Annotated in this window: 23 protein-coding genes; 18 read left to right on the forward strand and 5 right to left on the reverse strand. The window is 58.7% G+C overall.

All coding sequences use genetic code 11. The features are described 5' to 3' along the window. The first annotated feature begins 46 nt into the window (after window positions 1-46). The 10 genes from D3878_RS03060 (at window position 47) to D3878_RS03105 (ending at window position 12115) form a co-directional block, all read left to right on the forward strand. Window positions 47-2635, forward strand: a complete 2589-nt coding sequence (locus tag D3878_RS03060) for a PAS domain S-box protein (RefSeq protein ID WP_158592163.1) — start codon at window positions 47-49, stop codon at window positions 2633-2635. Window positions 2636-2748: 113 nt separating this feature from the next. After that, complete coding sequence (gene frmR / locus D3878_RS03065; protein WP_119784142.1) at window positions 2749-3024, forward strand: formaldehyde-responsive transcriptional repressor FrmR; 276 nt, start codon at window positions 2749-2751, stop codon at window positions 3022-3024. Window positions 3025-3079: 55 nt separating this feature from the next. After that, window positions 3080-4189, forward strand: a complete 1110-nt coding sequence (locus tag D3878_RS03070; RefSeq protein ID WP_119784143.1) for an S-(hydroxymethyl)glutathione dehydrogenase/class III alcohol dehydrogenase — start codon at window positions 3080-3082, stop codon at window positions 4187-4189. A 16-nt stretch (window positions 4190-4205) separates the two neighbouring features. Next, a complete protein-coding gene (gene fghA, locus D3878_RS03075; protein WP_119784144.1) occupies window positions 4206-5036 on the forward strand; it encodes an S-formylglutathione hydrolase in 831 nt (276 codons plus the stop codon). A gap of 430 nt (window positions 5037-5466) precedes the next feature. Further along, complete coding sequence (locus D3878_RS03080) at window positions 5467-6951, forward strand: class I adenylate-forming enzyme family protein (protein ID WP_119784145.1); 1485 nt, start codon at window positions 5467-5469, stop codon at window positions 6949-6951. Between the two features lie 14 nt (window positions 6952-6965). After that, on the forward strand, window positions 6966-7790 hold the full coding sequence (locus tag D3878_RS03085; protein WP_119784146.1) for an enoyl-CoA hydratase/isomerase family protein: 825 nt from the start codon (window positions 6966-6968) through the stop codon (window positions 7788-7790). Further along, on the forward strand, window positions 7790-9037 hold the full coding sequence (locus D3878_RS03090; protein WP_199688070.1) for an MFS transporter: 1248 nt from the start codon (window positions 7790-7792) through the stop codon (window positions 9035-9037). The genes D3878_RS03085 and D3878_RS03090 overlap by 1 nt, the downstream gene beginning before the upstream one ends. A gap of 5 nt (window positions 9038-9042) precedes the next feature. Further along, window positions 9043-9681: an acrylate utilization transcriptional regulator AcuR gene (acuR, locus tag D3878_RS03095; RefSeq protein WP_119787669.1), complete on the forward strand. Its 639-nt coding sequence runs from the start codon at window positions 9043-9045 to the stop codon at window positions 9679-9681. 86 nt (window positions 9682-9767) lie between these two features. Further along, a complete protein-coding gene (acuI, locus tag D3878_RS03100; RefSeq protein ID WP_119784148.1) occupies window positions 9768-10763 on the forward strand; it encodes an acrylyl-CoA reductase (NADPH) in 996 nt (331 codons plus the stop codon). 149 nt (window positions 10764-10912) lie between these two features. Beyond that, complete coding sequence (locus D3878_RS03105) at window positions 10913-12115, forward strand: ABC transporter substrate-binding protein (protein ID WP_119784149.1); 1203 nt, start codon at window positions 10913-10915, stop codon at window positions 12113-12115. Between the two features lie 294 nt (window positions 12116-12409). Here D3878_RS03105 and D3878_RS03110 read toward each other — a convergent pair whose 3' ends face one another. From D3878_RS03110 to nhaR, 3 genes are all read right to left on the reverse strand, one after another. Further along, window positions 12410-13192, reverse strand: coding sequence for a helix-turn-helix transcriptional regulator (locus D3878_RS03110; protein WP_119784150.1), 783 nt, complete (start codon window positions 13190-13192; stop codon window positions 12410-12412). After that, entirely contained in the window at window positions 13189-14121 is a 933-nt protein-coding gene (locus D3878_RS03115) for a HEAT repeat domain-containing protein (protein ID WP_119784151.1), read from the reverse strand. The genes D3878_RS03110 and D3878_RS03115 overlap by 4 nt, the downstream gene beginning before the upstream one ends. A gap of 290 nt (window positions 14122-14411) precedes the next feature. Then, window positions 14412-15305: a transcriptional activator NhaR gene (gene nhaR / locus D3878_RS03120; protein ID WP_119784152.1), complete on the reverse strand. Its 894-nt coding sequence runs from the start codon at window positions 15303-15305 to the stop codon at window positions 14412-14414. Between the two features lie 107 nt (window positions 15306-15412). Here nhaR and D3878_RS03125 point away from each other — a divergent pair, with 107 nt between their 5' ends. Then, a complete protein-coding gene (locus D3878_RS03125; protein ID WP_119784153.1) occupies window positions 15413-16180 on the forward strand; it encodes a TerC family protein in 768 nt (255 codons plus the stop codon). Window positions 16181-16408: 228 nt separating this feature from the next. Further along, window positions 16409-16564 (forward strand): hypothetical protein, encoded by a 156-nt coding sequence (locus D3878_RS23665; protein ID WP_158592164.1) that lies wholly within the window; start codon window positions 16409-16411, stop codon window positions 16562-16564. Here D3878_RS23665 and galE read toward each other — a convergent pair. Further along, the gene (galE, locus tag D3878_RS03130) at window positions 16548-17579 is read right to left on the reverse strand and encodes a UDP-glucose 4-epimerase GalE (RefSeq protein WP_119784154.1); all 1032 of its coding nucleotides are present in this window, start codon (window positions 17577-17579) and stop codon (window positions 16548-16550) included. The genes D3878_RS23665 and galE overlap by 17 nt on opposite strands. A gap of 138 nt (window positions 17580-17717) precedes the next feature. Between galE and D3878_RS03135 the strand changes: the two genes are divergently transcribed. Continuing rightward, the gene (locus D3878_RS03135; protein ID WP_119784155.1) at window positions 17718-20384 is read left to right on the forward strand and encodes a sensor domain-containing protein; all 2667 of its coding nucleotides are present in this window, start codon (window positions 17718-17720) and stop codon (window positions 20382-20384) included. Between the two features lie 104 nt (window positions 20385-20488). Continuing rightward, window positions 20489-21745: a DUF445 domain-containing protein gene (locus tag D3878_RS03140; RefSeq protein ID WP_233556211.1), complete on the forward strand. Its 1257-nt coding sequence runs from the start codon at window positions 20489-20491 to the stop codon at window positions 21743-21745. A gap of 9 nt (window positions 21746-21754) precedes the next feature. Here the strand turns inward: D3878_RS03140 and D3878_RS23375 are convergent, their stop codons facing one another. Then, on the reverse strand, window positions 21755-21970 hold the full coding sequence (locus tag D3878_RS23375; protein WP_147383873.1) for a hypothetical protein: 216 nt from the start codon (window positions 21968-21970) through the stop codon (window positions 21755-21757). 24 nt (window positions 21971-21994) lie between these two features. Between D3878_RS23375 and pstS the strand changes: the two genes are divergently transcribed. The 4 genes from pstS to pstB all read left to right on the forward strand — a co-directional run bounded on the left by pstS (window position 21995) and on the right by pstB (window position 25781). Further along, on the forward strand, window positions 21995-23041 hold the full coding sequence (gene pstS / locus D3878_RS03145; RefSeq protein WP_119784156.1) for a phosphate ABC transporter substrate-binding protein PstS: 1047 nt from the start codon (window positions 21995-21997) through the stop codon (window positions 23039-23041). Window positions 23042-23107: 66 nt separating this feature from the next. Beyond that, window positions 23108-24103, forward strand: a complete 996-nt coding sequence (gene pstC, locus D3878_RS03150; RefSeq protein WP_420799573.1) for a phosphate ABC transporter permease subunit PstC — start codon at window positions 23108-23110, stop codon at window positions 24101-24103. Window positions 24104-24105: 2 nt separating this feature from the next. Beyond that, window positions 24106-24978 (forward strand): phosphate ABC transporter permease PstA, encoded by an 873-nt coding sequence (gene pstA / locus D3878_RS03155; protein WP_119784158.1) that lies wholly within the window; start codon window positions 24106-24108, stop codon window positions 24976-24978. Between the two features lie 17 nt (window positions 24979-24995). Further along, the gene (pstB, locus tag D3878_RS03160; RefSeq protein WP_119784159.1) at window positions 24996-25781 is read left to right on the forward strand and encodes a phosphate ABC transporter ATP-binding protein PstB; all 786 of its coding nucleotides are present in this window, start codon (window positions 24996-24998) and stop codon (window positions 25779-25781) included. Window positions 25782-25791: the final 10 nt, after the last annotated feature.

The raw sequence follows: 25791 nt of genomic DNA on the forward strand, positions 1-25791 counted from the left end.
TTCTATGTTGTGCCGTCACAAGGCGCGCGGCGGGCAACGACAATCCATGTTTAGCAATTTCCCGAACCGTCTCCCCGGCCTCCTTGCGCAACTGAAGTTGCACTACGTCAGTTCGCTGAAAGGCCGTCTGATCGGATTGTCGCTTTGTTTGTCGCTTACCCTGCTTTGGGGGCTGGTATTTTTCTCTACCGCTATTCAGCGGCAGAAATTCAGTGAAGTGCTGTTTGACCAGCAGTACGCTTCTGCACGACGCCTTGCAGCCGATCTGGATGCCAAACTGGAGGGACGCATCAACCTGCTCACTGTTGCTGCCAGAGGCCTGCCTGACCATCTCACGCCGCCCATCCTCGATACCCGTCTATCACAAGCAACTGTCTTGCAGCGTATCTTTCCAGCCGGAATCGCCGTGATCGGACTGGACGGCCGGGCCATTGCTGCTTACCCGGACATGCCGGGGCGCCGGGGCATTTACGTGGGGGATCGCGACCATTTCATTAAAGTGCTGGAAACAGGCAAACCCGTTATCGCCAGGCCGCTCATGGGAAGGACGTTGAAACAGCCGCTACTGATTATCGCCGTGCCTGTTTTTGACCATGTCGGCAAGGTGCGTGCCGTGATGACCGGCACGACCGACTTGAGCGCGCCCAATTTTCTCGGTCCTTTTTTCGATAAGGAATTGGCGGGACAACAGCGGTTTTCTGTCATTTCGCCGCACGACAATCTCATCCTCGCCGCCACCGATACCGATACCGCACGCGCCCTGACTGCGGCCCCCGCGCGAGGAATGAACGCCTTGTATGACCGCTTTGTCGACGGCTTCAAGGGTTCGGGCATTACCACGAATTCCCGCGGTATGGTGGTCCTGGCGTCCGCCAGTTACGTGCCCACGACACAATGGCTGGTCATCGTGTCATTGCCAGCCGAGATCGCTTTCCAGCCTGTGACCGCAATGCGCAATTATCTGATTGCCATCGCCGTCATCATGACGCTGCTGGCGGTTTTCCTTGCCCACTGGATCACGCGGCGCATGCTGGTGCCGCTGGATGAGGCTGGCCAGGCGATGCAGCGGATGACGCAAGGTGCTGTCCCGCTTGGCCCATTGGCCGTGAAAAGCAAGGACGAGGTCGGCGGGATAGTTAACAATTTCAATCTCCTGGTTGAGAATCACCATCGTAGTGAAGCAGCGCTGGTCGGGAGTCATCAGCGTTTCCGCGCGCTTTTCGAAAATGCGCCGGATGCGATTTACGTGTGCAACCGTGGTTGCTTTGCCTATGCGAACGCAGCCACGTTGGACCTGTTTGGCGCCCATTCGCAGGACCAGTTGTTGGGCCAGTCCATTCTTGGCCGGGTCCATCCTGATTTGCATGGGGTTGCCGAAACCAGCCTCCAGTCGGTTATCGAGGCCAAGGAATCCGTTGCGCTAATGGAAGTGAAGTTGCAGAGAATGGATGGCACGGTGGTGTATGCACGGATTTCCGCCATTCCGTTCCACTACGAGAATGAGCCTGCCGCACTCGTTTTTGCCCGGGACATTACCCAGCGCATACATGCTGAAAAAGCGCTGCGGGAAAGCGAGGATCGGTTCCGCCGCCTGGTCGCGCTCTCGTCGGAATGGTACTGGGAGCATGACGAGAACTTCGTGGTGACCAGTGTTGCAGGCTGGAAGGCAACCAAAGGTGGCAAGATTCCGGAATACGGCATTGGCAAGAATGGCTGGGAACTAGGGTTCAGAGGTGACGATGCAACCTGGACCGCGCAACACACTACCATCAAAGCCCGTCTTCCCTTTACGGATTTTGAATACGTGATGCCGGAACGGGACGGCAGTATCGTGTGGTGCAGCATCAGCGGCGAGCCCATGTTTGATGAAAACGGGGATTACAAAGGCTACCGCGGCACAGGAAAAGACATCACCGAGCGCAAGCTTGCCGAAGAGGCTTTGCATCAGTCGCAAGCGCGCATCCGCGAGCTTGCCGAACATCAGATAACCATCAAGGAAAAGGAACGCAAGCGGATTGCACGCGACCTCCATGACGAGTTGGGCCAGACGCTGCTGGCGATCCGGCTGGATGCTTCGACGTTGGTAGAACACACGGCGGCCTCGCATCCAAATCTCCACGGCACGGCGCGTCTCATGCTCGATCACATCGATACGGCGATGACGAGCGTGAAGGCGGTGATCAACGACCTGCGGCCTTTTGTGCTTGACCTGGGGCTCATGGCTGCCATGGAGTGGTTGGTCCATGAATTCGAAAGCAGGAATGGCATCGCATGCGACCTGGAAGTGGACGACGAAAATTTCGATCGCCACCTCGACGCAAACCGTTCCACGACATTGTTCCGCGCCTTGCAGGAATCACTGACCAACATTACCCGGCACGCCAAGGCAAGCCATGTGCATATTGTGATCCGTACCGAAATCGACCAGCTTGACCTGACCATCGCTGACAATGGCATTGGCATTTCCCCCGGTCACCGGAATAAAAAAAAGGCGTTCGGACTTGTCGGCATCGAGGAGCGCATTAACGCGCTCGCAGGCACGTTCGCCATCGACAGCGCTCCCGGCAAAGGTACGACGCTGCGCTTGTCCGTGCCGATCTCGGCGCGAGAGAATGCTGGCGGAAAATTGGCGTAACACAGTCAATTTTTTGCATAAAACTTTACTCTGACGCTATTTCATGGGCAACGCTTGTTTGTCCAGAAGGCTTCAACTATACTATCCCCCAGTATAGTTATCCTGGAACGCTCATGCCGCATTCTCCGCAGGAAAAAAAACGCGTGCTCACCCGCGTGCGCCGTATCCGCGGCCAGGCCGAGGCGCTGGAACGGGCGCTGGAAGACGGTGTCGAATGCGCGGCGGTACTGCAGCAGATTGCTGCCATTCGCGGCGCGGTCAATGGCCTCATGTCCGAAGTGATGGAGGCGCATATCCGCGAAGAATTCGGCCAGCCGGTGGCCTCCGAGGCCGAGCGCGCGGCGCGCGTGCACGAGATGAGCCTGCTCGTGCGTTCCTATCTCAAGTAGTTGCGGCCAGGCTGCAACTACCCAGTCATCCATCATTCATCGCAGGAGTCCATTCATGAAATCACGTGCCGCTGTCGCCTTTGAAGCAGGCAAGCCACTGCAAATCGTCGAGATCGACGTCGCCCCGCCAAAGAAGGGCGAAGTGCTGGTGAAGATCACCCACACCGGCGTCTGCCACACCGATGCCTTTACCTTGAGCGGCGACGATCCGGAAGGCGTGTTCCCGGCGGTGCTGGGCCATGAAGGCGGCGGCGTCGTGGTGGAGGTGGGCGAGGGCGTCACCAGCGTCCAGCCGGGCGACCATGTGATTCCGCTGTACACCGCCGAATGCGGCGAGTGCAAGTTCTGCAAGTCGGGCAAGACCAACCTTTGCTCGGCAGTGCGCGCGACCCAGGGCAAGGGCCTGATGCCGGATGGCACCACCCGCTTTTCCTACAATGGCCAGCCGATCTACCATTACATGGGCACCAGTACTTTCAGCGAATACACGGTGGTAGCCGAAGTGTCGCTGGCCAAGGTCAATCCGGCCGCACCGCTGGAGAAGGTCTGCCTGCTCGGCTGCGGCGTCACCACCGGCATCGGCGCGGTGCACAATACCGCCAAGGTGAAGGCCGGCGACACGGTCGCAGTGTTCGGTCTTGGCGGCATCGGCCTGGCAGTGATCCAGGGCGCGGTGCAGGCGAAGGCGGGGCGCATCATCGCCATCGACACCAATCCGGGCAAGTTCGAACTGGCGCGCAAGATGGGCGCCACCGACTGCGTCAATCCGAAAGATCATGCCCGGCCGATCCAGGAAGTGATTGTCGAGATGACCGATGGCGGCGTCGAATTCAGCTTTGAGTGCATCGGCAATGTCGATGTGATGCGCGCCGCGCTGGAGTGCTGCCACAAGGGCTGGGGCGAGAGCGTGATCATCGGCGTGGCCGGCGCCGGCCAGGAAATCCGCACGCGGCCGTTCCAGCTGGTGACCGGGCGCGTCTGGCGCGGCTCGGCCTTCGGCGGGGTCAAGGGGCGCAGCCAGCTGCCGGGCATGGTCGAGCAGGCGATGCACGGCGAGATCGATCTCGATCCGTTCATCACCCACACCATGCCGCTGGAGCGTATCAACGAAGCCTTCGAGCTGATGCATGAAGGTAAGTCGATCCGTACCGTCATCCATTTCTGAGTCGGCGCAGGCAATCATGGAACGACTCGAACATCGCGCCTGTTGCGGCGGCTGGCAGGATGTGTACCGGCATGATTCATCCGTGCTGAATTGCACGATGAATTTTGCCGTCTACCTGCCGCCGCAGGCAGCGCAGCAAAAATTGCCGGTGCTGTACTGGCTCTCCGGCCTGACCTGCAGCGAGCAGAATTTCATCACCAAGGCCGGCGCGCAGCGTTATGCCGCCGAGCACGGCGTGATCCTGGTGGTGCCGGACACCAGTCCGCGCGGCGATGCGGTGGCCGATGCCGACGCCTATGACCTCGGCAAGGGCGCGGGCTTTTACCTCAATGCCACGCAGGCGCCGTGGGACCGGCATTACCGCATGTACGATTATGTGGTGGAGGAATTGCCGGCGCTGGTCGAGGCGCATTTTCCTGTCACGGCGGCGCGCGCCATCAGCGGCCATTCGATGGGCGGTCATGGCGCGCTGGTGATTGCGCTGAAAAACCCCGGCCGCTATCGCAGCGTGTCGGCGTTTGCGCCCATCGTCGCGCCGTCGCGGGTGCCGTGGGGCGAGAAGGCTTTCACCGCGTACCTGGGTGAGGACCGCGCGGCATGGCAGGCTTATGATGCCAGCGAACTCATCGGCGCAGCGCAGGAACGCCTGCCGCTGCTGATCGACCAGGGCGATGCCGATGAATTTCTCGACGACCAGCTCAAGCCGCAGCTGTTGCAGGCCGCCGCCGACGCGGCAGTCTATCCGTTGACCCTGCGCCTGCAGCGCGGCTACGACCACAGCTATTACTTCATCGCCAGCTTCATCGGCGAGCACATCGCCCATCACGCCAGGGCCTTGCATACCTGAGCGCCGGAGTGCCTGAGTGCCTGAGTGCTTGAGCATGTCAGGTGCCTGCCTCCCGGTTTACCCACATTAACCGTGGACAATACTGTGGATAAGTCCGGGGTGTTTGGTCCAAGTCCTTGTTTTTGCAGGTTTCTTTTCGGCTGATAAAAAATGCGTCACGCATGCCGCCGGCGCCGTTCTCGCGCACCTGAAAATGGTGGCTTCATGCTCGACAGTGAGGTGATGATGTGCGGCATTCCGCCAGAGCTCTGAATCGTCAAGTCCGGCAATCGCAATGCGATTGAATGGATGCGCGATTTATAGTTGACTGGTCGTCTATAATGACCTATATTGGTTTCTAAGCAAGGCGGAACAATGCATGGCGGATCGACCTCAGCAGTTGCTTGATATCGCCATCGGTAGTGATTGACAACCTTTTCCGGAGACAATAGTGCCAGGTAAACTAGGTGTCGCTCTGACTGAAGCGTGCGATAAATTCGCTAATCAAGAGGCAATCTGCGGCGGCCTCGATCCGTTGACCTACTCGGGACTTGCCAAGCGGGCGCGAAGAATTGCTGATTTACTGAAGGCTGGAGGGCTTGCTGCAAACGAGCCGGTGCATGTCGCTGTGTCGAACGCATCCCTGGATGTGGCTGCTTTTCTGGGAGTGTGGCAAGCCGGCGGCGTGGTAGTTCCGCTGCACAGGACTACGCCGGCCGCAGCCGCAGCTAAAATCCAGGCAAAGACACAGGCTCGCTACCTGGTGGATATGCGCGCAACGGCGTCCGGGGCAGCATCGGAGTTGTCCGAGATCGATTCGGCGCCGCCACCTTTCCGCGAGCAGATGCGGGATGCCGCATTCGTTATTTTCACTTCCGGATCAACCGGTTCGCCTAAAGGGGTGGTGGTTTCACATAACGCGTTTCATGGCAAGATCGAACAGATCGATCGCCTGCTCAAATTCCAGGCCGGCGATTCCACCTTGCTGGTACTGAACATCACCTTCAGTTTCGGTATCTGGATCAGTTTGTTGACATTGCTGCGCGGCGGCAAGCTGGTCATGCTGGAAAAATACGAGCCTGCGCTTTTCCTGCAAACGCTCATCGATCGCCGGATTAAACGTGTCGGCATGGTGCCGACGATGATGCGGGTGCTGTTTTCCCAGCCGCAGCTTGCGCCGCTAATGGACCAGCTTGTCCACCAGGACAGCTTGCGCCAGGTCTTGATCGGTGGAGAGTCGCTCGGTCATTCGCTCGCTTCTGCCATTCGACAGCGCTTTTGCGGCACGCAACTGATCGATATCTACGGCTTGACCGAAACCTCTACATGCGACTTCTTTTCCTTTCCCGAAGATTACGCCAGATATCCCGGCTGTATCGGGCGTCCATCGCCGCAGGTCGCATTTCGCATCGTTGATGGCGATGACACTGAAGTCGATGGCGATGACGTTGGCGAGTTGCAGATCTCGAGTCCGTACCTGATGAATGGCTATCTCGACGAGCCGGAGTTGAGCGCTGCTGCTTTCTCGGGGCCATGGTTTAAAACCGGCGATCTGGCCAGGAGGGTGGCGGGCTCGGTGGTGGAAATCATGGGCCGCAAGAAGGAGTTGATCAGCCGCGGCGGCAACAAGGTGACGCCGGTGGAAATCGAGCAATTGCTCTGCTCCCATCCTGCTGTCGCAGCAGCCATGGCAATCGGTCTTCCCGATGCCGTATTGGGGGAGCGTATCCATGTCCTGGTGGTGCCGCGCAATGGTGCTGCTTTCGAGATCAAAGGAATGGAACAATTCCTGAAAGACAAGCTTGAAAAGTTCAAACAGCCTGATGTTTATTATGTCAGAGAAGAATTGCCGTTAGGCCGCACCGGCAAGGCAGATCGCGGACAACTCAAGTTCATGATCGAATCCGGGCAGGTCACTCCCATCATCACCATCTAATTGGAACGCATGCCATGAGCGAATTCTCTGCCATCCTGTTCGAGCGCAAAGACAATATTGCACATATCATTCTCAACCGTCCGGAGCGCCTGAATGCTTTGGCGAAGCAAACGCTGCTTGAGATTAACCAGGCAATGGACAGCGCCGAAGCCGATGAGTCGGTGCGCGTGATCGTCGTCAGTGGCGCCGGGCGGGCATTTTCTTCAGGTTTCGATCTCAAGGCGCAAATGGATGCGCGCCCGGAAGGCGCCAAGATATGGCGTGAAATACTCGATCTGGATTTCGATACCACGATGCGCTTCTGGAACAGTCCCAAGCCGACCATTGCCGCCGTCCATGGCGCGTGTCTGGCCGGCGCATTCGAACTGGCGCTTTCCTGCGATATCACCATTGCTGCCGAAGATGCCCTGTTCGGCGAGCCTGAGTTGAAGTTCGGCGCCGGTATCGTGACCATGTTATTGCCCTGGATGACAGGGCCGAAACATGCGAAGGACATCATCTTCACCGGCAACGACAGAATCAGCGCCGAGGATGCGTTGCGCATGGGTCTGGTCAGCCGCATCGTACCGCAGGGCACCCACGTCGACGCCGCATTCAGGATCGCCCGCGGCATTGCGCTGATGGATCCGGTGCTGGTTGCCGAGACCAAGAAGGCGCTGAACCAGACCTATGAAATCCAGGGGATGCAAACCGCGCTGAAAATGGCGCTGGATGTTGACCATACGATCGAATCGCACGGTTCACCGGACAAGCAGGCATTCATGGAAGTGGCACGCGCGCAGGGAATGCGCGCGGCAATCGCCTGGCGTGATGCCCGCTTCGCACAAGCGCAATCCTGATGAAAAGACCGATCGCCATCATTGTCCTGGCGCAGTTGTTCGGCACCTCCTTGTGGTTCAGTGCCAATAGCGCCGCAGACGACCTGAACCGCTTGTGGGGCTTGTCGTCAACCGACATTGGCTGGCTGACCAATGCCGTGCAGATCGGCTTCATTGCCGGCACGCTGCTATTCGCTTTCAGCGGTTTGGCTGACCGTTTTGCGGCAAGCAGGATCTTTGTGGTGTGCAGTGTGCTGGGTGCGCTCTTCAACGCGTTGTTTGCCTTGGTCAGCAGCGGGCTGGAAAGCGCCTTGTGGTTTCGTTTCATGGTGGGGCTCGCGCTGGCAGGAATATATCCACTGGGTATGAAGTTGATCGTCAGCTGGAATCCGGAAAGCGCCGGTCGCAGCCTCGGGCTGTTGGTTGGTATGCTGACGCTCGGCACCGCGCTGCCGCACGGCATCCGCATGCTGGGCGCCACGCTTTCCTGGCAGTTCGTAATCCTGATCTCTTCGGCATTGGCCTTGCTGGGGGCCGCGCTCGTCGCCTGGCTCGGCGACGGTCCGCATCTGCGCGCCGGCACCGCGCATGCGGCGCACCCGAGGATGAATGTCCTCAATGCCTTTCGCGTTCCTGAATTTCGTGCTTCAGCCTTCGGTTATTTCGGCCATATGTGGGAACTGTATGCCTTCTGGACGCTGGTGCCCTTGCTCCTGGTGACGGTGGTTGCGGCATCCGGCACATCGTCTTCTCATGCGCTGTCAGGGTGGGCATTTGTCGTTATCGGTGTCGGCGCCATCGGCTGTATCGGCGGCGGCATCATCAGCCAGCGTATCGGCAGTGCCAGGGTCGCCTGGTGGGCGCTGGCCACGTCCGGCCTTGTTTGCCTGGTCTATCCATTGGTGGATGCGCTTTCCGGGGACTGGAAGCTTTTTCTGCTGCTAATCTGGGGCATTGCCGTGGTGGCCGATTCGCCGCAGTTTTCCGCTATGTCGGTGAAAGCATGTCCGCCCCAACTGATCGGCAGCGCGCTGGCGATCCAGAACAGTATCGGCTTTTTGCTGACCACTTTCTCGATATTGATTGCGACGACAGCGTATCCGACGATCGGCAGCAAGGTCGCCTGGATATTGCTGCCGGGGCCGATATTGGGGTTGCTGGCGATGCGCCGGCTCCTGCGGCAATCCGCTGCCGCTACAATTACGGTACGAAACGGCGTGCCTCGCTCGGATGCGCCGCCTTCGCGGATAACTACTTCGAAAAAATGACGGATATGGCCACCAAACCTCCAGCCAAAACACAGTCGCCGCGTGGCCGGGTCGACAAGCGTGCATTGCTGATTGAAATCGGTACGGCGATTTTTACGCAAAAAGGATTCAGCAGCACCGGCCTTGACGAAATCGTGCAGGCAGCTGAAGTGCCAAAGGGATCGTTTTATTACTATTTCCCCAGCAAGGACGAATATGCAATCGAGGTCATCAGGAACTATGCCCAATACTTTGCCAGGAAACTTGAACGCACGCTGGAAGACGACAGCCTGACGCCACTCGAGCGCCTCAAGGCCTTTACCCGCGATGCGGCGTCTGGGGTGCAGCGCTTCGAGTTCAAGCGCGGATGCCTGATCGGCAATCTTGGCCAGGAAATGGCAAGTATCGAGGAAGAGTTTCGCGTTGTCCTGCTGGAAGTGCTCAGCGACTGGCGTAATCGCTTCCGGATTTGCCTCGATGAAGCCAAGGCCATCAAGGAAATCACGACGCAGGTCGATTCTGCAGAGCTGGCCCGTTTTTTCTGGAGCGCCTGGGAAGGTGCGGTCCTTTGCGCAAAGCTGGAACGTTCGACCGCGCCGCTGGAAAATGTAAGCCGGCTGTTTTTCGAGCAAATGCTGCAGCCTGCAGCGAAAAATAAAACATAAGCGGTAAAACATGCCAGTGCGGTTTTTATTCAGTCGTTTTTTATTCAATAGTTGACCGGTCAACTGATACCAAGAAAGGAAATAACATGTTTCGCGCCATCTACCTGAACAAAACTCCCGAGAACACTACCAGTGCCGAGATCCGGGAAATGCACGACAGCGATCTGCCGCAATTCGAGCGCGGCGCAGTGACAGTCGCTATCGATTATTCAACCATTAATTACAAGGATGGGCTCGCCATCACGGGCCGTTCGCCTGTAGTGAGGAAGTTTCCCATGGTGCCAGGCATCGATTTTTGCGGCACCGTGACGGCCAGTGAACACGCCAGCTGGAAGACCGGTGACAAGGTCATTCTGAACGGTTGGGGCGTCGGTGAAGCCCACTGGGGCGGACTTGCGCAACGCGCCCGGGTCTCGGGCGACTGGCTGGTGCCGCTGCCCGAAGGCTTGTCGTCCCACGATGCCATGGCAATCGGCACTGCCGGCTATACCGCCATGCTGTCCGTGATGGGCCTGCAAGCCCAGGGTGTGACACCCGGGCATGGCGAAATCCTGGTGACCGGCGCGACCGGCGGCGTCGGTTCGTTCGCGGTCTCCCTGCTGGCATCGCTCGGTTACCAGGTGGTCGCGTCCACCGGTAAAAAGGACGAAGCAGCGTTCCTGCAAAGCCTTGGCGCTGCCGACATCGTCGATCGCGCATCCTTGTCGTCCGCCGGAAAACCATTGCAAAAGGAACGCTGGGCCGGCGTGATCGATACAGTCGGTTCGCACACACTGGCGAATGCCTGCGCGAGCACGCGTTACGGCGGCGTTGTCACCGCTTGCGGTCTGGCGCAGGGCATGGACCTGCCAATGACGGTGGCCCCGTTCATTTTGCGCGCAGTGCGCCTGGTCGGTATCGACAGTGTGATGGCGCCGCTCGAAGTGCGGCGCCAGGCATGGGCACGACTGGCGAAGGAATTGCGCCGTGGCGCAATCGAATCGATCTCGAAAACCGTGACGCTCGCTGAAGCGCTGCCGGTGGCGCAGCAGATTCTGTCCGGTGCAGTGCGCGGGCGAGTCGTTGTGGACGTCCAGCGCTAGTAATTCAAGAAATTTCGCGGCGGGCCCGGACCCGGGGGCCGTCGCGCATTTACGGGATGCACGGCTATATGCATCCACCGGGGCCCTGAAGCAGCTGTTACCTACCAAGACATACCAAGCCATCAATGGAGACGACAATGCGAACACACATGAAAAAAACGGCGCTGGCAATTTCAACCCTCATGACGCTGGGCTTGGCCAATTCGGCGTCGGCACAAATATCTGGAGATGTAGTCAGGATCGGTTTCATCACCGACATTTCCGGGTTTTATTCAGATATGGATGGACAAGGAGGAGTAGAGGCAATCAAAATGGCCATTGCCGACTTCGGCGGAACGGTCAATGGCAAGAAAATTGAATTCATCTTCGCCGACCATCATAACAAGGCGGATATCGCGGCGAGCAAGGCCCGCGAATGGATTGATCAGAACGGTGTGGATTTGCTCATCGGCGGTACCAATTCCGGCGCAGTTCTGGCCATGACAAAGGTGGCGGCGGAAAAGAAGAAACCCATCATCGTCATATCGGCTGGCGCCTCGCGGTTCACGAACGAGGACTGCACACCGTATTCCATTCACTATTCCTACGATACGGTAGCGCTTGCGAAAGTGGCCGGTTCCGCGATCGTCAAGCAAGGCGGGGATTCATGGTATTTCCTGACTGCCGACTATGCCTTTGGCGCTTCGCTGGAAAAAGATACCTCCGAAGTGGTCAAGGCAAACGGCGGCATCTCCAAGGGCCAGGTCAAGCACCCGCTGAACGCTTCGGACTTCTCGTCCTTCCTGCTGCAGGCGCAAAACTCCAAAGCCAAGATCCTGGGCTTGGCCAATTCTGGCGGGGATACCGTCAATGCTGTGAAAGCGGCCAATGAATTCGGTATTACCAAGGGCATGAAACTGGCGGGATTACTCATGTTCATCACGGACGTACATGCGCTGGGACTCAATCTTACCCAGGACATGTATATCGCCGATCCATGGTACTGGGATATGAATGAAGAAAGCCGAGCCTGGGCCAAACGTTATTTCGAAAAGACCAAAAAAATGCCGTCATCGACACAGGCCGCCGATTATTCGGCCGTCATGAATTACTTAAATGCGGTAAAAGCAATCAACACGGATGATGCGGATAAAGTGATGGCACGCATGAAAGAGACCAGAATAAATGACATGTTCGCCAAGGATGGATACATACGTCCCGATGGACGCATGGTTCATGAAATGTATCTGATGCAAGTGAAGAAGCCATCAGAGTCGAAATACCCGTGGGATTACTACAAAGTGGTCGCCAAGGTACCTGGTGAGCAATCGTTCACCACAAAAGCAGAATCCAAATGCCCATTATGGAAATGATAATAGGATAGCTTGAGTGTTTCTACGGGGAATCCAACGGGTTACGTGTTTTACGTAACCCGTTTTGTTTGTCTCGGATCAATAATACAGTCGAATACATCGCAGGAAAAAATGCGGCCTGGCATGCGTCCCATCCGCGGCCAAGCTGAGGTGCACCCGGTTTACCCACATTAAACGTGGACAATTCTGTGGATAAGTCCTTGTTTGACGAGTTATCTCCTTGTTTTGCAAGGCATTTTTGACGCTGATGCAAAATCGGTCAGATGCCCGGCGCGCTGGTTCGGGTACGTGCCTTCAGCCGCGTGGCGCCTTCAGCAGCCCCAGTTCATGCGCCTTGGCCACCGCGTTGACGCGGCTGCGCACGTCCAGCTTCGAAAAAATCTGGTCGATGTGGTATTTGACGTTGAGCTCGGTCAGGTTGAGGATCTTGGCGATTTCCCAGTTGGTCTTGCCTTCATGCATCCAGTACAGGATTTCGCTTTGCCGCTCGCTCAAGGGCTTGCCGGTCTTGCCGACGAAGGCCTGGAATTCCTGCACGTCGACGATGGCGCGCGCCAGCGCCAGGTGCAGGTGGGGGGTGATGATTTTCAGCAGGAAGGCGTGTTCCGGCCCAACCTCGCCATCGAGCCGCGAAAAAATGAAATAGCTCGATTGTGAGCCGGTCAGATCGATCACGCCATGGCCGATAATGTTACGCATCTTGTACTTGTTGAACAATTCCACCCAGTCGGCGGGAAATTGCTCGTCGTCGCGTCCGCTCTGGAAAAATACCGGCTCCTGGGCCTCGCGCCATTTCTGCATCAGCGGACTGTTGACGCGGCCATCCGAATTGAGCATTTCGGCGTAATACTCGTAGCATTCGAAAGGGCAGTTGAACTGCAGGAACTTGCGTACGAAATTGCCTTGCGGGCTGACGCCGCCGATCCCGCACACCAGCATTTCATGCGGCAGCACTTCGCGCAGCGGGCCGTTCACCAGGCGCGTGAGGTCGGCTTCATTCCTCACATCCGCACTTTCCAGAATGACGGCGAGGATGCGCTTGTCGAGATCGCCGCTCAACATCGTGGCTTGTTTCATAGGCCAGCCTGCGCGCGCGCCTGCGTGTAGCGGGCGTACTCGTCCTTGCTTAACGGAAAGCGCTCCAGCACCTGCAGGGCGCTACCCTTGAGCGCCTTGCTTTCGGCGCCGTTGCTGATGATGCCCATCAGGGCGGATTTCAAGGCATCGCTGCGGGCGCCGGACTGGGCCACGGCGAAGATGGCGGCCTGGCGCACCTCGGCCGCGGGGTCGCCCAGCGCCTGCGCCAAGCGGCCCTGGCTGGCGCCGGTCTTGTCCCATTGCGCCAGTTGCAGCACGCTCTGGCTGCGTACGGCCGGGTCGGCATGTTGCGCCAGTGTCCCCAGTTGCGCCAGGACTGCCTCGAACTCGGCCGGGTCGACCGCCCCCGGTCGCAGCGCGGCCACCGCCTGCGCCAGCAGTTCCGGCGATTGTTCGCTGGCCAGCGCCTGCCTCAGGAGCGTGCGCATCTCGGGTGAATCGGGCGCCATTTGCTGCAGCATCGCGTACCCTTCCTTGCGCTGCGCCGCATCGCCGCTGTTGGCCAGGCGGGCAAAAAACGCCAGGGCTTCCGGCTTTTGCACGGTGGCCAGCACCGACTTGATGATTTCCCGCATTTCCGCTTTGGGCTCGGTTTCATAACGCTGGATCAGGCTGCGCAAGAAGACCGGATCGGCTTCGGCGCGCTCGCGCAATTTCTGTTCTTCGTCGCCTGCCGTAGCGTTACGCGCAGGCGTCAAGGCGGGAAGCTGGGTTGTCGCATCCGGCGCGCCACGGCCGTTCCACAGATCGGCAAGCTGGTTGGCGCCGGCGCCGCTCGCCGGCGCCGAGGCCGCCTGGGTTGCGGGCGCAGAGGCGGTGCTGCCTGGCAGGGTTTGCCAGGCCAGGAAAAAACCGAAGGCAAAGCTGATGCCGCTACAGCCAAACAAGACCGGGATGGAAATTTTCACGGGTGGTGCTCTCCGATAATGCCGGCAGGCCAAGAACGCATCCAGTGTCGCACCGGTGCTGCGAAGCTTGCCAGCGGGTTAATTCAGGACACTCAGGGCACTCAGGACGGATAGACGCGCTGCGGCGCTTTGCCGCAAAAATAGGTGGCAGGCATGCTTGTCTCCAGTTTTGTTTTTATGCAATCGTTCTGGCGCGCTTTTGCTTGCGCCAATTTATACAGGCAATACTACTGGAATTAGCCTGTCATGAAAACTATTTGCATTTTTGCAGCGCACTGCGCATTGTTGGCCTAGCCGTGGATTGCCGAGAGGATCGCATCGACCGCGGGGTGCTTGATCTTGCGTTCGTTCGAAATGGCATAGAATTGTTCGTGCACATTCTGCAATTCCCCTACCGGCAGGGCGCCGAATTGCGCTTCCACATCCGCGATCAGCGCCGATGGCGCCGGAAACAGGCCCATGCCATTGCGGCCGAAGGTGTTGAGCAGGGCATTGTCGTCGAATTCACCGACGATGTCCGGACGCAGGTTCTGGGTTTCGAACCAGTGGTCGATGCGCCCGCGGATGGCGTTGTTGCGGGTAGGCAGCAAGAGCGGTGCGCCATTCAGGCTGGCGGGAAAACCCGGTCGATATTTTTTCGCCAGTGCCGGCAGGCCGAACAACATGATGTCGCTTTCCCCCAGTAAATGGCTGAACACGCGCAACGTGGTGCCGGATTGCACCGGGCGATCCGCCAGGACCACGTCGAGCTTGTGCACCGAAAGGTCGCCCAGCAAGGTTTCAAAGCGGTCTTCGTAACAGACCAGCTTGATTTTTTCCGGCAATTGCAAGGCCGCCTGCAAGACGCGCGAGGCGATCAGCTTCGGCAGCGAATCGGACAGGCCGACCGTCAGGCGCATGGTGCGGCCGACATCCGAATCGGCCAGGGCGTCCTGCATCTGCTCGCCCAGCAGGAAGATCTGATCGGCGTAGCGCAGCGCGATACGGCCAGCTTCGGTCAAGACCAGGCGCCGGCCTTGCGGGGCGAACAGCGATTTGCCGATGGATTGCTCCAGCAAGCCAAGCTGGGTACTGATGGTCTGGATCGCCAGCCCCAGGCGTTCAGCGGCTTGGGTGATGCTGCCTTCCTTGGCAACAACCCAGAAAAAATACAGATGACGATAGTTCAAGCCAGTCAATTTCATCGCTTGTCTTCTATTTTTCAGAAGGAAAGATTCTATTATCTTCGCTTATTTGTGAATTGCAAGTGGCTTAGGATAGCGCCTTTCCAAAAAAACTATTTACTCCCATCATGCTCGAACTTCTCGCCGACCCGCAAATCTGGATCGCATTTGCCACGCTGACCGCCCTGGAACTGGTTCTCGGCATCGACAACATCATTTTTATCGCCATCCTGGTGGACAAGCTGCCGCCGGAAAAGCGCGAGTTCGCGCGCAAGATCGGCTTGTTTGCCGCCATGTTCATGCGTATCGGCCTGCTGCTGGTCCTGTCGTGGATCATCGGCATGACCGCGCCGTTATTTACCGTACTCGGCAACGAGATTTCCGGGCGTGACCTGGTCCTGATCGCCGGCGGCCTGTTCCTGTTGTGGAAGAGCGTCGGTGAAATCCACCAGTCGATGGAAGGCGAGGAAGGCCACGCTTCGAGCGCCGTCAAAGCGACCATGGCCGCGGTGATCGCGCAAATCATGGTGGTTGACCTGGTGTTTTCGCTGGATTCGATCATTACCGCAGTGGGCATGGTCGACCAGGTTGCGGTGATGATTGCCGCAGTGGTGGCTTCGGTAGGCCTGATGATGTTGTTTGCCGGCCCGATCGGCCGTTTTGTCTCGGCCCACCCGACCATCAAGATGCTGGCCTTGTCCTTCCTGGTCGTGGTGGCGGTGGTGCTGATCGCCGAAGGCTTCGACACTCATGTGCCCAAGGGTTATGTTTATAGCGCGATGGCGTTTTCGGTGGTGGTGGAAATGCTGAATATCCGCATGCGCAAGCGTTCCGCCAAGCCGGTGCATTTGCATGCGCCGTATGCCAGCGGCGGTGTGCAGGACAATCAAGGCTAATATTGCATAAACTGCATGCAGTTCATGGGATTGTTTCAAAAAAACCGTTGGCAGAACGGGCGCTGCTGGATCAGAATATGGTTCCGCAGAAATGACGCGGCGCGCCGACGGTTTTGCCCGGCGCGCCAGCCCGTAACCCGTACCGCCCCACAGCCTTGTTTGTTTGGCAGCGTACGGAAATTTCCTGGCGCCGGCTTAACTGGGCCGGCCCTCGTACTGGATTGATTTATGAAAAGAATCATGGCGCTGCTGGTTTTGGCCAGCAGCTTTTTAACTGCCTGTGCAACGCAAGAGGGACCCTCCCTGCATCCCTACGGCGTCAAGTCGAAACCGGACGGGGAAGGGTATTGCCCGCCCACCCAGGCGATCAAGGGACTTTGTTGAAGCCCTGGGGATTCATGCTTTGCCAGCGCCAGTGATCGGCGCACATCTGTTCCAGGCCTTTCTGCGCCTGCCAGCCCAGCACTTCACGCGCGCTCACCGGATTGGCAAAACACACTGCAATATCGCCTGGACGGCGCGCCACGATCTCATACGGGACCGCGCGCCCGCTGGCGATTTCGAAGGCGCGCACGATTTCCAGCACGCTATAGCCCTGGCCGGTGCCGAGGTTGACGGTAAAGCCCTGGCCGGCGGCAAACAGGCGGTCCAGCGCGGCGACATGGCCGCGCGCCAGATCCACCACATGAATATAGTCGCGCACGCCGGTGCCATCCGGGGTCGGATAATCGTTGCCGAACACCGACAGACGCGGGCGGCGGCCGACCGCCACCTGGGCGACGAAGGGCATCAGGTTGTTGGGAATGCCTGACGGATCTTCGCCGATCAGGCCGCTCGGATGGGCGCCAACCGGGTTAAAGTAACGCAGCACGCCGATGGCCCAGGACGGGTCGCTGTGCGCCAGGTCGCCGAGAATTTGCTCGACCATCAGCTTGGAGCGGCCATAAGGATTGGTGACCGAGAGGCGGGCGGTTTCGGCGATCGGCACGCTGTCCGGGTCGCCATACACAGTGGCCGAGGAACTGAAGACGAAACGCCGCACGCCGGCTTGTTGCAGCGCTTGCAGCAATACCATGCTGCCGTTGACGTTGTTGTCGAAATAGGCCAGCGGCTTTTCCACCGATTCGCCGACGGCCTTCAAGCCGGCGAAATGGATCACCGCATCGACCGCTTGCGTTGCCAGAATCGTATCCAGCGCCTGGCGGTCGCGCACATCGGCGCAATGGAAGGGCAGGGGCGCGCCGGTGAGCTGTTCGATGCGTGCCAGCGATGCGCGCGAGCTGTTGGCAAGGTTATCCAGTCCGATGACCGTATAGCCGGCTTCAATCAATTCAACGCAGGTGTGTGAGCCGATGTACCCGGAGGCACCCGTGACAAGAATGGTTTTAGGGGAAGTCATTGATGAAATTCTAGAAATTTAAGCAAGTGTGGCAATTATTTATTGTGCAGTATCAAGCAAGATAATTTCATCTGCAAATTTTATGTGGATTTATACGGAAAATTGACAATTGTTAATCAACAAGCGCTAGAATCAGACATGGTTTCGATCCAGCAACAACTCCCTGCGGCAGATGAGTTTCCGGGCGACGATCGCTATGAAATGCTGGTGCAATTGTCGCCCGACGCCTTGTATGTGTTGCAGAATAATCAACTGGTCTACAGCAATGTGGCCGGTTTTCGGCTGTTATGTGCGGATGCGCCCGAGGACTTGATCGGCTTGCCGGTGGCCAAACTGCTTCATCCCGCTTATCTGGCCAAGGCCGAGGCGCGCATCGCATACATGCTCAAGTCGGGCCAGGCGGCACCCTCGGTGGAGCAGAAATACGTACGGCGCGATGGTCATGTCATCGATGTCGAGGTGCGTTCGGCGCCTTTCATGTATGCCGCTAAACCGGCGATCCAGGTGCTGGCGCGCGATATCACCGCGCGCAAGGCCGCCGAAGAAGCGCTGCATTTCAGTGAGGAGCGGCACCGCCTGGCAGCGCAGGAAGCCACCCGCGCCAAGGATTCTTTACATCACGAAAAAATCATCCTGGAAATGATCGCGCTCGACGAGCCGATCAAGGATATCCTGCGTGAAGTCTGCCTCGGTATCGAGTGGATCGTCGGCCAGATTTGCTGTTCGATATCCTTGCTTGATGCTGATGGTGAACACATCCAGGTCGTGGCCGCACCGTCGCTGCCGGAGGCCTATGTGAGTGCCATGCAGGGCATGGCAATCGGGCCGCAGGCGGCTTGCTGCGGCACGGCGATTTACCTGAACCAGCCGGTGATTTCCGGCGACATTGCCAGCGATCCATTGTGGGAGACATTGCGCGAGACGGCGCTGGCGCAGGGCTTGCGCGCCTGCTGGTCGGTGCCGGTGCGCGCGGCTTCCGGCACCGTGCTGGGCGCGCTCGACGTCTACTTTACCGAGACGCAGTTGCCGAGCAAGGATGACTTGAACTTCGTCAGCAATATTACCCACCTGGTCGGGGTGGCCGTGCAAAAGGATCGCGTCGAACGCAGCCTGCATGAAAGCGAGGAGCGTTACCGGTCGGTGGTCAATTGTCTGGCCGAAGGCATCATGGTGCAAGCCCGCGACGGCACCATCGTGGCGTGCAATCCGAGCGCTGAACGGATCCTGCGTGTGCCGCCCGGCAGTGCGGTGGGATCGAAGGGCATGAATTTGCGCCGTATGTTTACCGAAGACGGCAGCGAAATCCTGCCAGAACAATTACCCAGCCTGGTGGCGCTGCGCACCGGCGAAGCCATCCTCAACCTGACAATGGGCCTGGAAACCGCCGATGGCGCCACCGTCTGGGTGTCGCAAAACGTCCTGCCGATCCGCCAGGCGGGCGTGCAGGAAGTCAGTTCGGTGCTGGTGTCGTTTACTGACGTGAGCGCGGTCAAGGAAGCGCAGCAGCGCTTGCAATTCCTGGCATCGCACGATTCGCTGACCGGTTTGCCCAACCGCGCCTTCCTGGTCGAGCGGCTGGCCCATGCGCTGTCGCTGGCGCAGCGTCAAACGCACCGGATCGCGCTGCTGTTTCTCGACCTGGATCGCTTCAAGCACGTCAACGATACCATTGGCCACGAAGCCGGCGATCAGTTATTGCAAACCGTGGCCACCCGGCTATCCGCCTGTATCCGCGAAACCGATACCCTGGCCCGGTTGGGCGGCGATGAATTCGTGGTGCTGGCCGAATCCTTCGACGACGCCAGTTACCTGACCGGTCTGGCCGAACGCATGCTGGGCACCATTTCGGAACCATTTCGCCTGCGCGGCTACGAGTATTATCTTGGCGTGTCGATCGGCATCAGCGTGCACCCGGACGATGGCGAGGACGGCAATACCCTGCTGCGCTGCGCCGATTCGGCGATGTATGCGGCCAAGGAAGACGGACGCAACAATTACCGTTTTTATACGCAGGAAATGAATGCCCGTAGCCAGCGCCGCTACCACCTTGAAAAGAACCTGCGGCACGCCTTGGCCAACGACCAATTCGTGTTGTATTACCAGGCAAAAACCGACCTGCAAAGCGGCCGCATCGTCGGTGCCGAGGCGCTGTTGCGCTGGCGGCACCCGGAAAATGGCCTGGTGTCGCCGGTCGATTTCATTCCGGTAGCGGAAGAAACCGGCCTGATCGTGCCGATCGGCAGCTGGGTGCTGGAACAGGCTTGCCGCCAGGCTGCCGACTGGCGCGCGCGCCTGGCGCCGCACTTGCGTATCGCGGTCAACCTGTCGCCGCGTCAGTTCCAGGATAATAGCCTGGTCGAGGCGGTCAGCCTCGCCTTGCAATCCAGCGGCTTGCCGGCATCTGCGCTGGAACTGGAAATCACCGAAAACCTTCTGATGGGAGAGTCCGACACACTCATGCCCCTGTTCGATGCCCTGACCGGACTGGGCGTGGGGTTTTCCCTGGATGATTTCGGCACAGGATATTCCTCGCTGTCCTACCTGCAGCGCTTTCCGATTTCCAACTTGAAAATCGATCGCTCCTTCATCAACGGCATTCCCGCCAACCGCGATTCGGTGGCCCTGACCCAGACCATCATTGCCATGGCCAAGGCGCTGGCCCTGACAGTCACGGCGGAGGGCGTCGAGGATGCGCAACAGATGCGCTTTCTGCAAGAGGCGGGCTGCGGTGAAATGCAGGGGAATTATTTCAGTGAACCGATTGCCGCCGCCGACTTCGAACGTCTGCTGGCGACCGGCAGGTAATCCGGCGACTGCGCGGCTGGCCGCATTGATCCAGCGCCGAAACCGGCTGGAGAGGCGGGTGCTTGTGCCGCTGCCAGTTTATGCTGTGGGAGGCGCTACCCATCATGAATATGGATCCCATTTCCCTCCTTGAGCAGGAACAACTCGCGCAGTTGGCGAAGTTCCGCCGTATTGCCACAGGCTTGTTGCTGTTAATGGCAATCGTGTTTGTCGTCACCAGGCGCTTCGAGCTGGCGTATCCCTGGCTGGCCCTGGTGCGGGCCTTTGCCGAAGCCGCCATGGTCGGCGCACTGGCAGACTGGTTTGCCGTGACAGCCCTGTTCAAGCATCCGTTGGGCTTGCCCATTCCGCATACGGCAATCATCCGCAGGAACAAGGACCGCATCGGCGTCAGCATTGCCAATTTCCTCGAACACAATTTCATGACGCGCGAGGTCATCAGCGAAGAATTGCGCGAGGTCGATTTCGCCGCCGCGCTGGCATCCTGGCTGGAATCGCCCGGCAACGGCCGGCGGCTTGCGCAGCAGCTGGCGGGCACCGTTCCCGCCTTGTTGCGCATGGTGGAGGATAAGGACGTCGGACATTTTCTGCAGCAACGCGCTGCTGCCGCCCTGCAGGATGTGCGTTTCGCACCGCTGCTGGGGGAGCTCTTGGCGCTCCTGAAGGCGGGCGGACAACATCAACGGGTGTTCGATCATGTGATCGAGCTGGCCGCCGATGCGCTGGAGCGCAACCGCCCCTATATTCGCCAGAAGATCCATGACAAGTCGCCACGCTGGCTGCCCAAGTCGATCGATGAAAAGTTTTTCGAGCGATTGCTGGAAGAATTGAACAATATCCTCGATGAAATGCGGGAAGAAGATAGCGAATGGCGCGGCCGCTTTGAATTTGCCGCAGAAAATTTTATTGATAACCTGAAAACTTCTCCCGAATACGAAGCCCGGCTTGCGCGCATGATCCACAACACAATGGCGCAAGAAGAATTTCGCGGCTATGTCACGCAAGTGTGGCGGGACATCAAGGCGCGGCTGCTGCGGGATGTGCGGGCGGAAGATTCAAAGGCTGTTGGCCGGCTGGAGCAGGCACTTGTTGCCCTGGCGCGCGCACTGGAACAGGATCGGGCAGTGAGCGCCAAACTGAACCAGTGGCTGCGGGGTTTCGCGACTGAAACCATCGTGCATCGGCGCGGGGAAATTGCGCAACTGGTCGAACGGGTGATCCGCAAGTGGGATGGAGAAACAATTGCGCGCAAAATCGAACTGCACGTCGGCAAGGATTTGCAATATATCCGCATCAACGGCACCCTGGTCGGCGGCATGGTCGGACTGCTGTTGCACCTGGCTGCGCAGGCACTCACCTGAAAGCGGGTGTTAAAAGAATCTTAATTTCAATCCGGCGCTGACTGCCATATTGTCCAGTGGGTCGAATGGCCCTTGCTGGCGGCGCGACTGCGCGCCATCCCACGCTATCCCGCGCCAAATATGACAATAAAATGACGGCTGGGCGACCTTTGTCATTTTTTGCGTCAGCTTGAACGGGAATGTCATCAACTCGTCATAATTGCCATTTAGAGTGCGTCCTGTCAAAAACCATCTTTTCGAGGAGTTCCCATGCGACTCGCTTTTTATTGCAAATCCCTGGCATTGGCGGCAGTTGCTGCTGCCAGCCTGATGGGTGCAGCCCAAGCCGCAAATATTACTGGCGCCGGCGCGACCTTCCCCTATCCGATCTATTCCAAATGGGCCGAGGCCTATAAGGCAGCCACCGGCACCGGCCTGAATTACCAGTCGATCGGTTCCGGCGGCGGCATCAAGCAAATCAAGGCCAAGACCGTGGAATTCGGCGCCTCCGACATGCCGCTCAAGCAGGAAGAGCTGGAAAAAGAAGGCCTGATGCAATTCCCTGCCATCATGGGCGGCGTGGTGCCAGTGATTAATGTCGACGGCATCGCCCCCGGCCAGCTGAAGCTGTCCAATGCGGCATTTGCCGGCATTTACCTGGGCAAGATCACCAAATGGAATGCGCCGGAAATCGCTGCCGACAATCCTGGCGTGAAGCTGCCGGCCGAAGACATCACCGTGGTGCATCGCGCCGACGGTTCCGGCACCACCTTCCTGTTCACCGATTACCTTTCCAAGGTCAACGCAGACTTCAAGGCGACGATTGGTGCCGGCACCGCCGTCAAATGGCCCACGGGCGTGGGCGGCAAGGGCAACGAAGGCGTCGCCGCCAACGTGCAGCGCATCAAGAATTCGATTGGCTACGTGGAATACGTGTATGCCAAGAAAAACAAGATGACCCATACCCAGCTGAAAAACCGTGATGGCCAATGGGTGCAGCCGGACGATGCTACCTTCAAGGCGGCTGCCGCCGGCGCGCAATGGGACAAGACGCCGGGCTTTGCCGTGGTGCTGACCGACCAGGCCGGCAAGCAAAGCTGGCCGATTACCGGCGCTTCCTTCATCATCATGCACAAGGTGCAGGCCGATGCCGCCAAGGGCAAGGAAGTGTTGAAATTCTTTGACTGGGCCTACAAGAACGGCGGCGCCATGGCCACTGAGCTGGATTACGTCGCCATGCCGCCCGCCGTCATCAAGCTGGTGGAGGATGCCTGGAAAACCCAGCTCAAAGATAGCGCCGGCAAGGCTGTCTGGTAATTTCGCCGCCAGCCGATTCGACATTCACGACCAGTATCCATGACCGCACCGTCATCCCCGTTCGCCATGCCCGCCACCGAGGCCGCAGGCGCCGTCCGCAGCAGTGCCGACAATCTCGCGCTTGCCGGCACCATGCGCCGCCAGCGCTGGCAGGATTTCCTGTTCCATAAAGTCACCCTGGGCTTTGCCCTGTTCGTCCTGCTGGTGCTGCTCGGCATTCTGGTCTCGCTGGTAATCGGCGCCTGGCCGGCCTTCCACGAGTTCGGCTGGGCTTTCATTACGACCGTCGAATGGGACCCGGTCAACGACAAATATGGTGCGCTGATTGCCATCGCCGGTACCCTGGCGACTTCGTTCATCGCGCTGCTGATCGCGTTCCCTTTAAGCTTCGGCATTGCGCTGTTCCTGACCGAGATTTGCCCGGCCTGGCTCAAGCGCCCGCTCGGCACCGCGGTCGAACTGCTGGCCGGCGTGCCCAGTATCATCTACGGCATGTGGGGTCTGTTCGTGTTCGCGCCGCTGTTCGCCGACTATGTGCAACCCTTTCTGAAGCAAACTCTGGGGCAGATGCCAGGGATCGGCGTATTGTTCAACGGCCCCATGATGGGCATGGGCATCCTGACCGCCGGCCTGATCCTGGCTGTCATGATCATTCCCTTCATTTCCTCGGTGATGCGCGACGTCTTTGAAATCGTCCCGCCAATACTGAAGGAATCCGCCTACGGGTTGGGCTGCACCAAGTGGGAAGTGGTGCGCAAGGTGGTCTTGCCTTATACAAAAAATGGCGTAGTGGGTGGCGTCATGCTCGGGCTCGGGCGGGCGCTGGGGGAAACCATGGCGGTTACTTTCGTGATCGGCAACGCGCACAAACTGTCGTGGTCGCTGTTTGCGCCCGGTAACAGCATTGCCTCGACCCTGGCCAATGAATTTGCCGAGGCCGAATCGGTACTGCATGTCTCATCGCTGTATGCGCTCGGTCTGATCCTGTTCGTGATCACGTTTATCGTCCTGTCGGCGGCAAAACTGATGTTGCGCGGCATGTCGCGCAAGGAGGGAGTTTGAGCATGAATAAAGCCATCAACCCGCAAGCCGTTAACCCGGTTTATCGGCGGAGGCTCTGGGTCCATCGCATCGGCATTGCCCTGTCTTTCCTGGCGATGACGGTCGGCCTGGCCTTCCTCCTGTGGATCCTGGCGACCCTGCTGATCAAGGGCTTCGGCGCGATCAGCCTCGACATGTTCCGCCAGACCACGCCTTCGCCCGACAGCGACGGCGGCGGCCTGCTGAATGCCATCGTCGGCAGCCTCATGATGGTGGGCGCCGCCACCCTGATCAGCACGCCGATCGGTATCCTGGCCGGCCTCTACCTGGCCGAATACGGTGAGGAAAGCTGGTTCGCCCAGGTCACGCGTTTCGTCACCGATATCATGCTGTCGGCGCCGTCGATCGTGATTGGCCTGTTCGTCTATGCAATCTACGTCGCCAACGTCAAGCATTTTTCCGGCTGGGCCGGCACCTTCGCGATTTCGTTGATCGCCATTCCGGTGGTGGTGCGCACCACCGACAACATGTTGAAACTGGTGCCAAGCAGCCTGCGCGAAGCAGCTTTCGCGCTGGGCGCACCGCGCTGGAAGGTGGCCACGCTGGTGCGCCTGCGCGCCGTCAAGGCTGGCGTGGTGACCGGCGTCTTGCTGGCGGTGGCGCGCATTTCCGGCGAAACCGCGCCCCTGCTGTTTACCGCGCTGAACAACCAGTTCTTCAGCGCCGACATGAATAGTCCGATGGCCAACTTGCCGGTGGTGATCTACCAGTTCGCCATGAGCCCGTATGAAAACTGGCGTTCGCTGGCCTGGGGCGGCGCCTTGCTGGTGACCTTCAGCGTGCTGGCCCTGAATATCCTCTCGCGAACCTTGTTCAGCCAGAAAGCGCAACGATGAACCGACAAACTATCGAAATGAACGATTCCACCAACATGTCCGCCGCTCAAGCCAAGACACTCGAGATATCGAACCTGAATTTTTTCTATGGCAGTTTCCAGGGGCTGAAAAACGTCAACCTCGATATCCATGAAAAGCAGGTGACCGCGTTCATCGGCCCGTCCGGTTGCGGCAAGTCGACCTTGCTGCGCACCCTGAACCGGATGTACGATCTGTATCCGGGGCAGCGCGCCGAGGGCAGTATTACGTATCATGGTCGCAATATTCTCGACCCCGGACAGGACGTCAACATGCTGCGCGCCAAAATCGGCATGGTGTTCCAGAAGCCGACGCCATTCCCGATGTCGGTGTATGAAAACATCGCCTTCGGCGTGCGTCTTTATGAAAATCTGTCGAAAGGGGAAATGGACGAGCGGGTCGAGTGGGCGCTGAAAAAGGCAGCCATTTGGGGCGAGGTCAAGGACAAGCTGAACCAGAGCGGCCTTTCCCTGTCGGGTGGCCAGCAACAGCGCCTGTGCATCGCGCGCTGCGTGGCAGTCAAACCCGAGGTGCTGCTGCTGGACGAGCCGACCTCGGCGCTGGACCCGATCTCGACGGCCAAGATCGAGGAATTGATCACCGAACTGAAGCAGGATTACACCATCACCATCGTCACCCACAACATGCAGCAGGCGGCGCGCTGTTCGGACTATACCGCCTACATGTACCTGGGCGAACTGGTGGAGTTCGGCGACACGGACCAGATTTTCATGAATCCGGCCAGGAAGGAAACGCAGGATTACATTACCGGCCGCTTCGGCTGATGTCCTCAAT

Source organism: Noviherbaspirillum sedimenti, from assembly GCF_003590835.1.
Taxonomy (GTDB): domain Bacteria; phylum Pseudomonadota; class Gammaproteobacteria; order Burkholderiales; family Burkholderiaceae_D; genus Paucimonas; species Paucimonas sedimenti.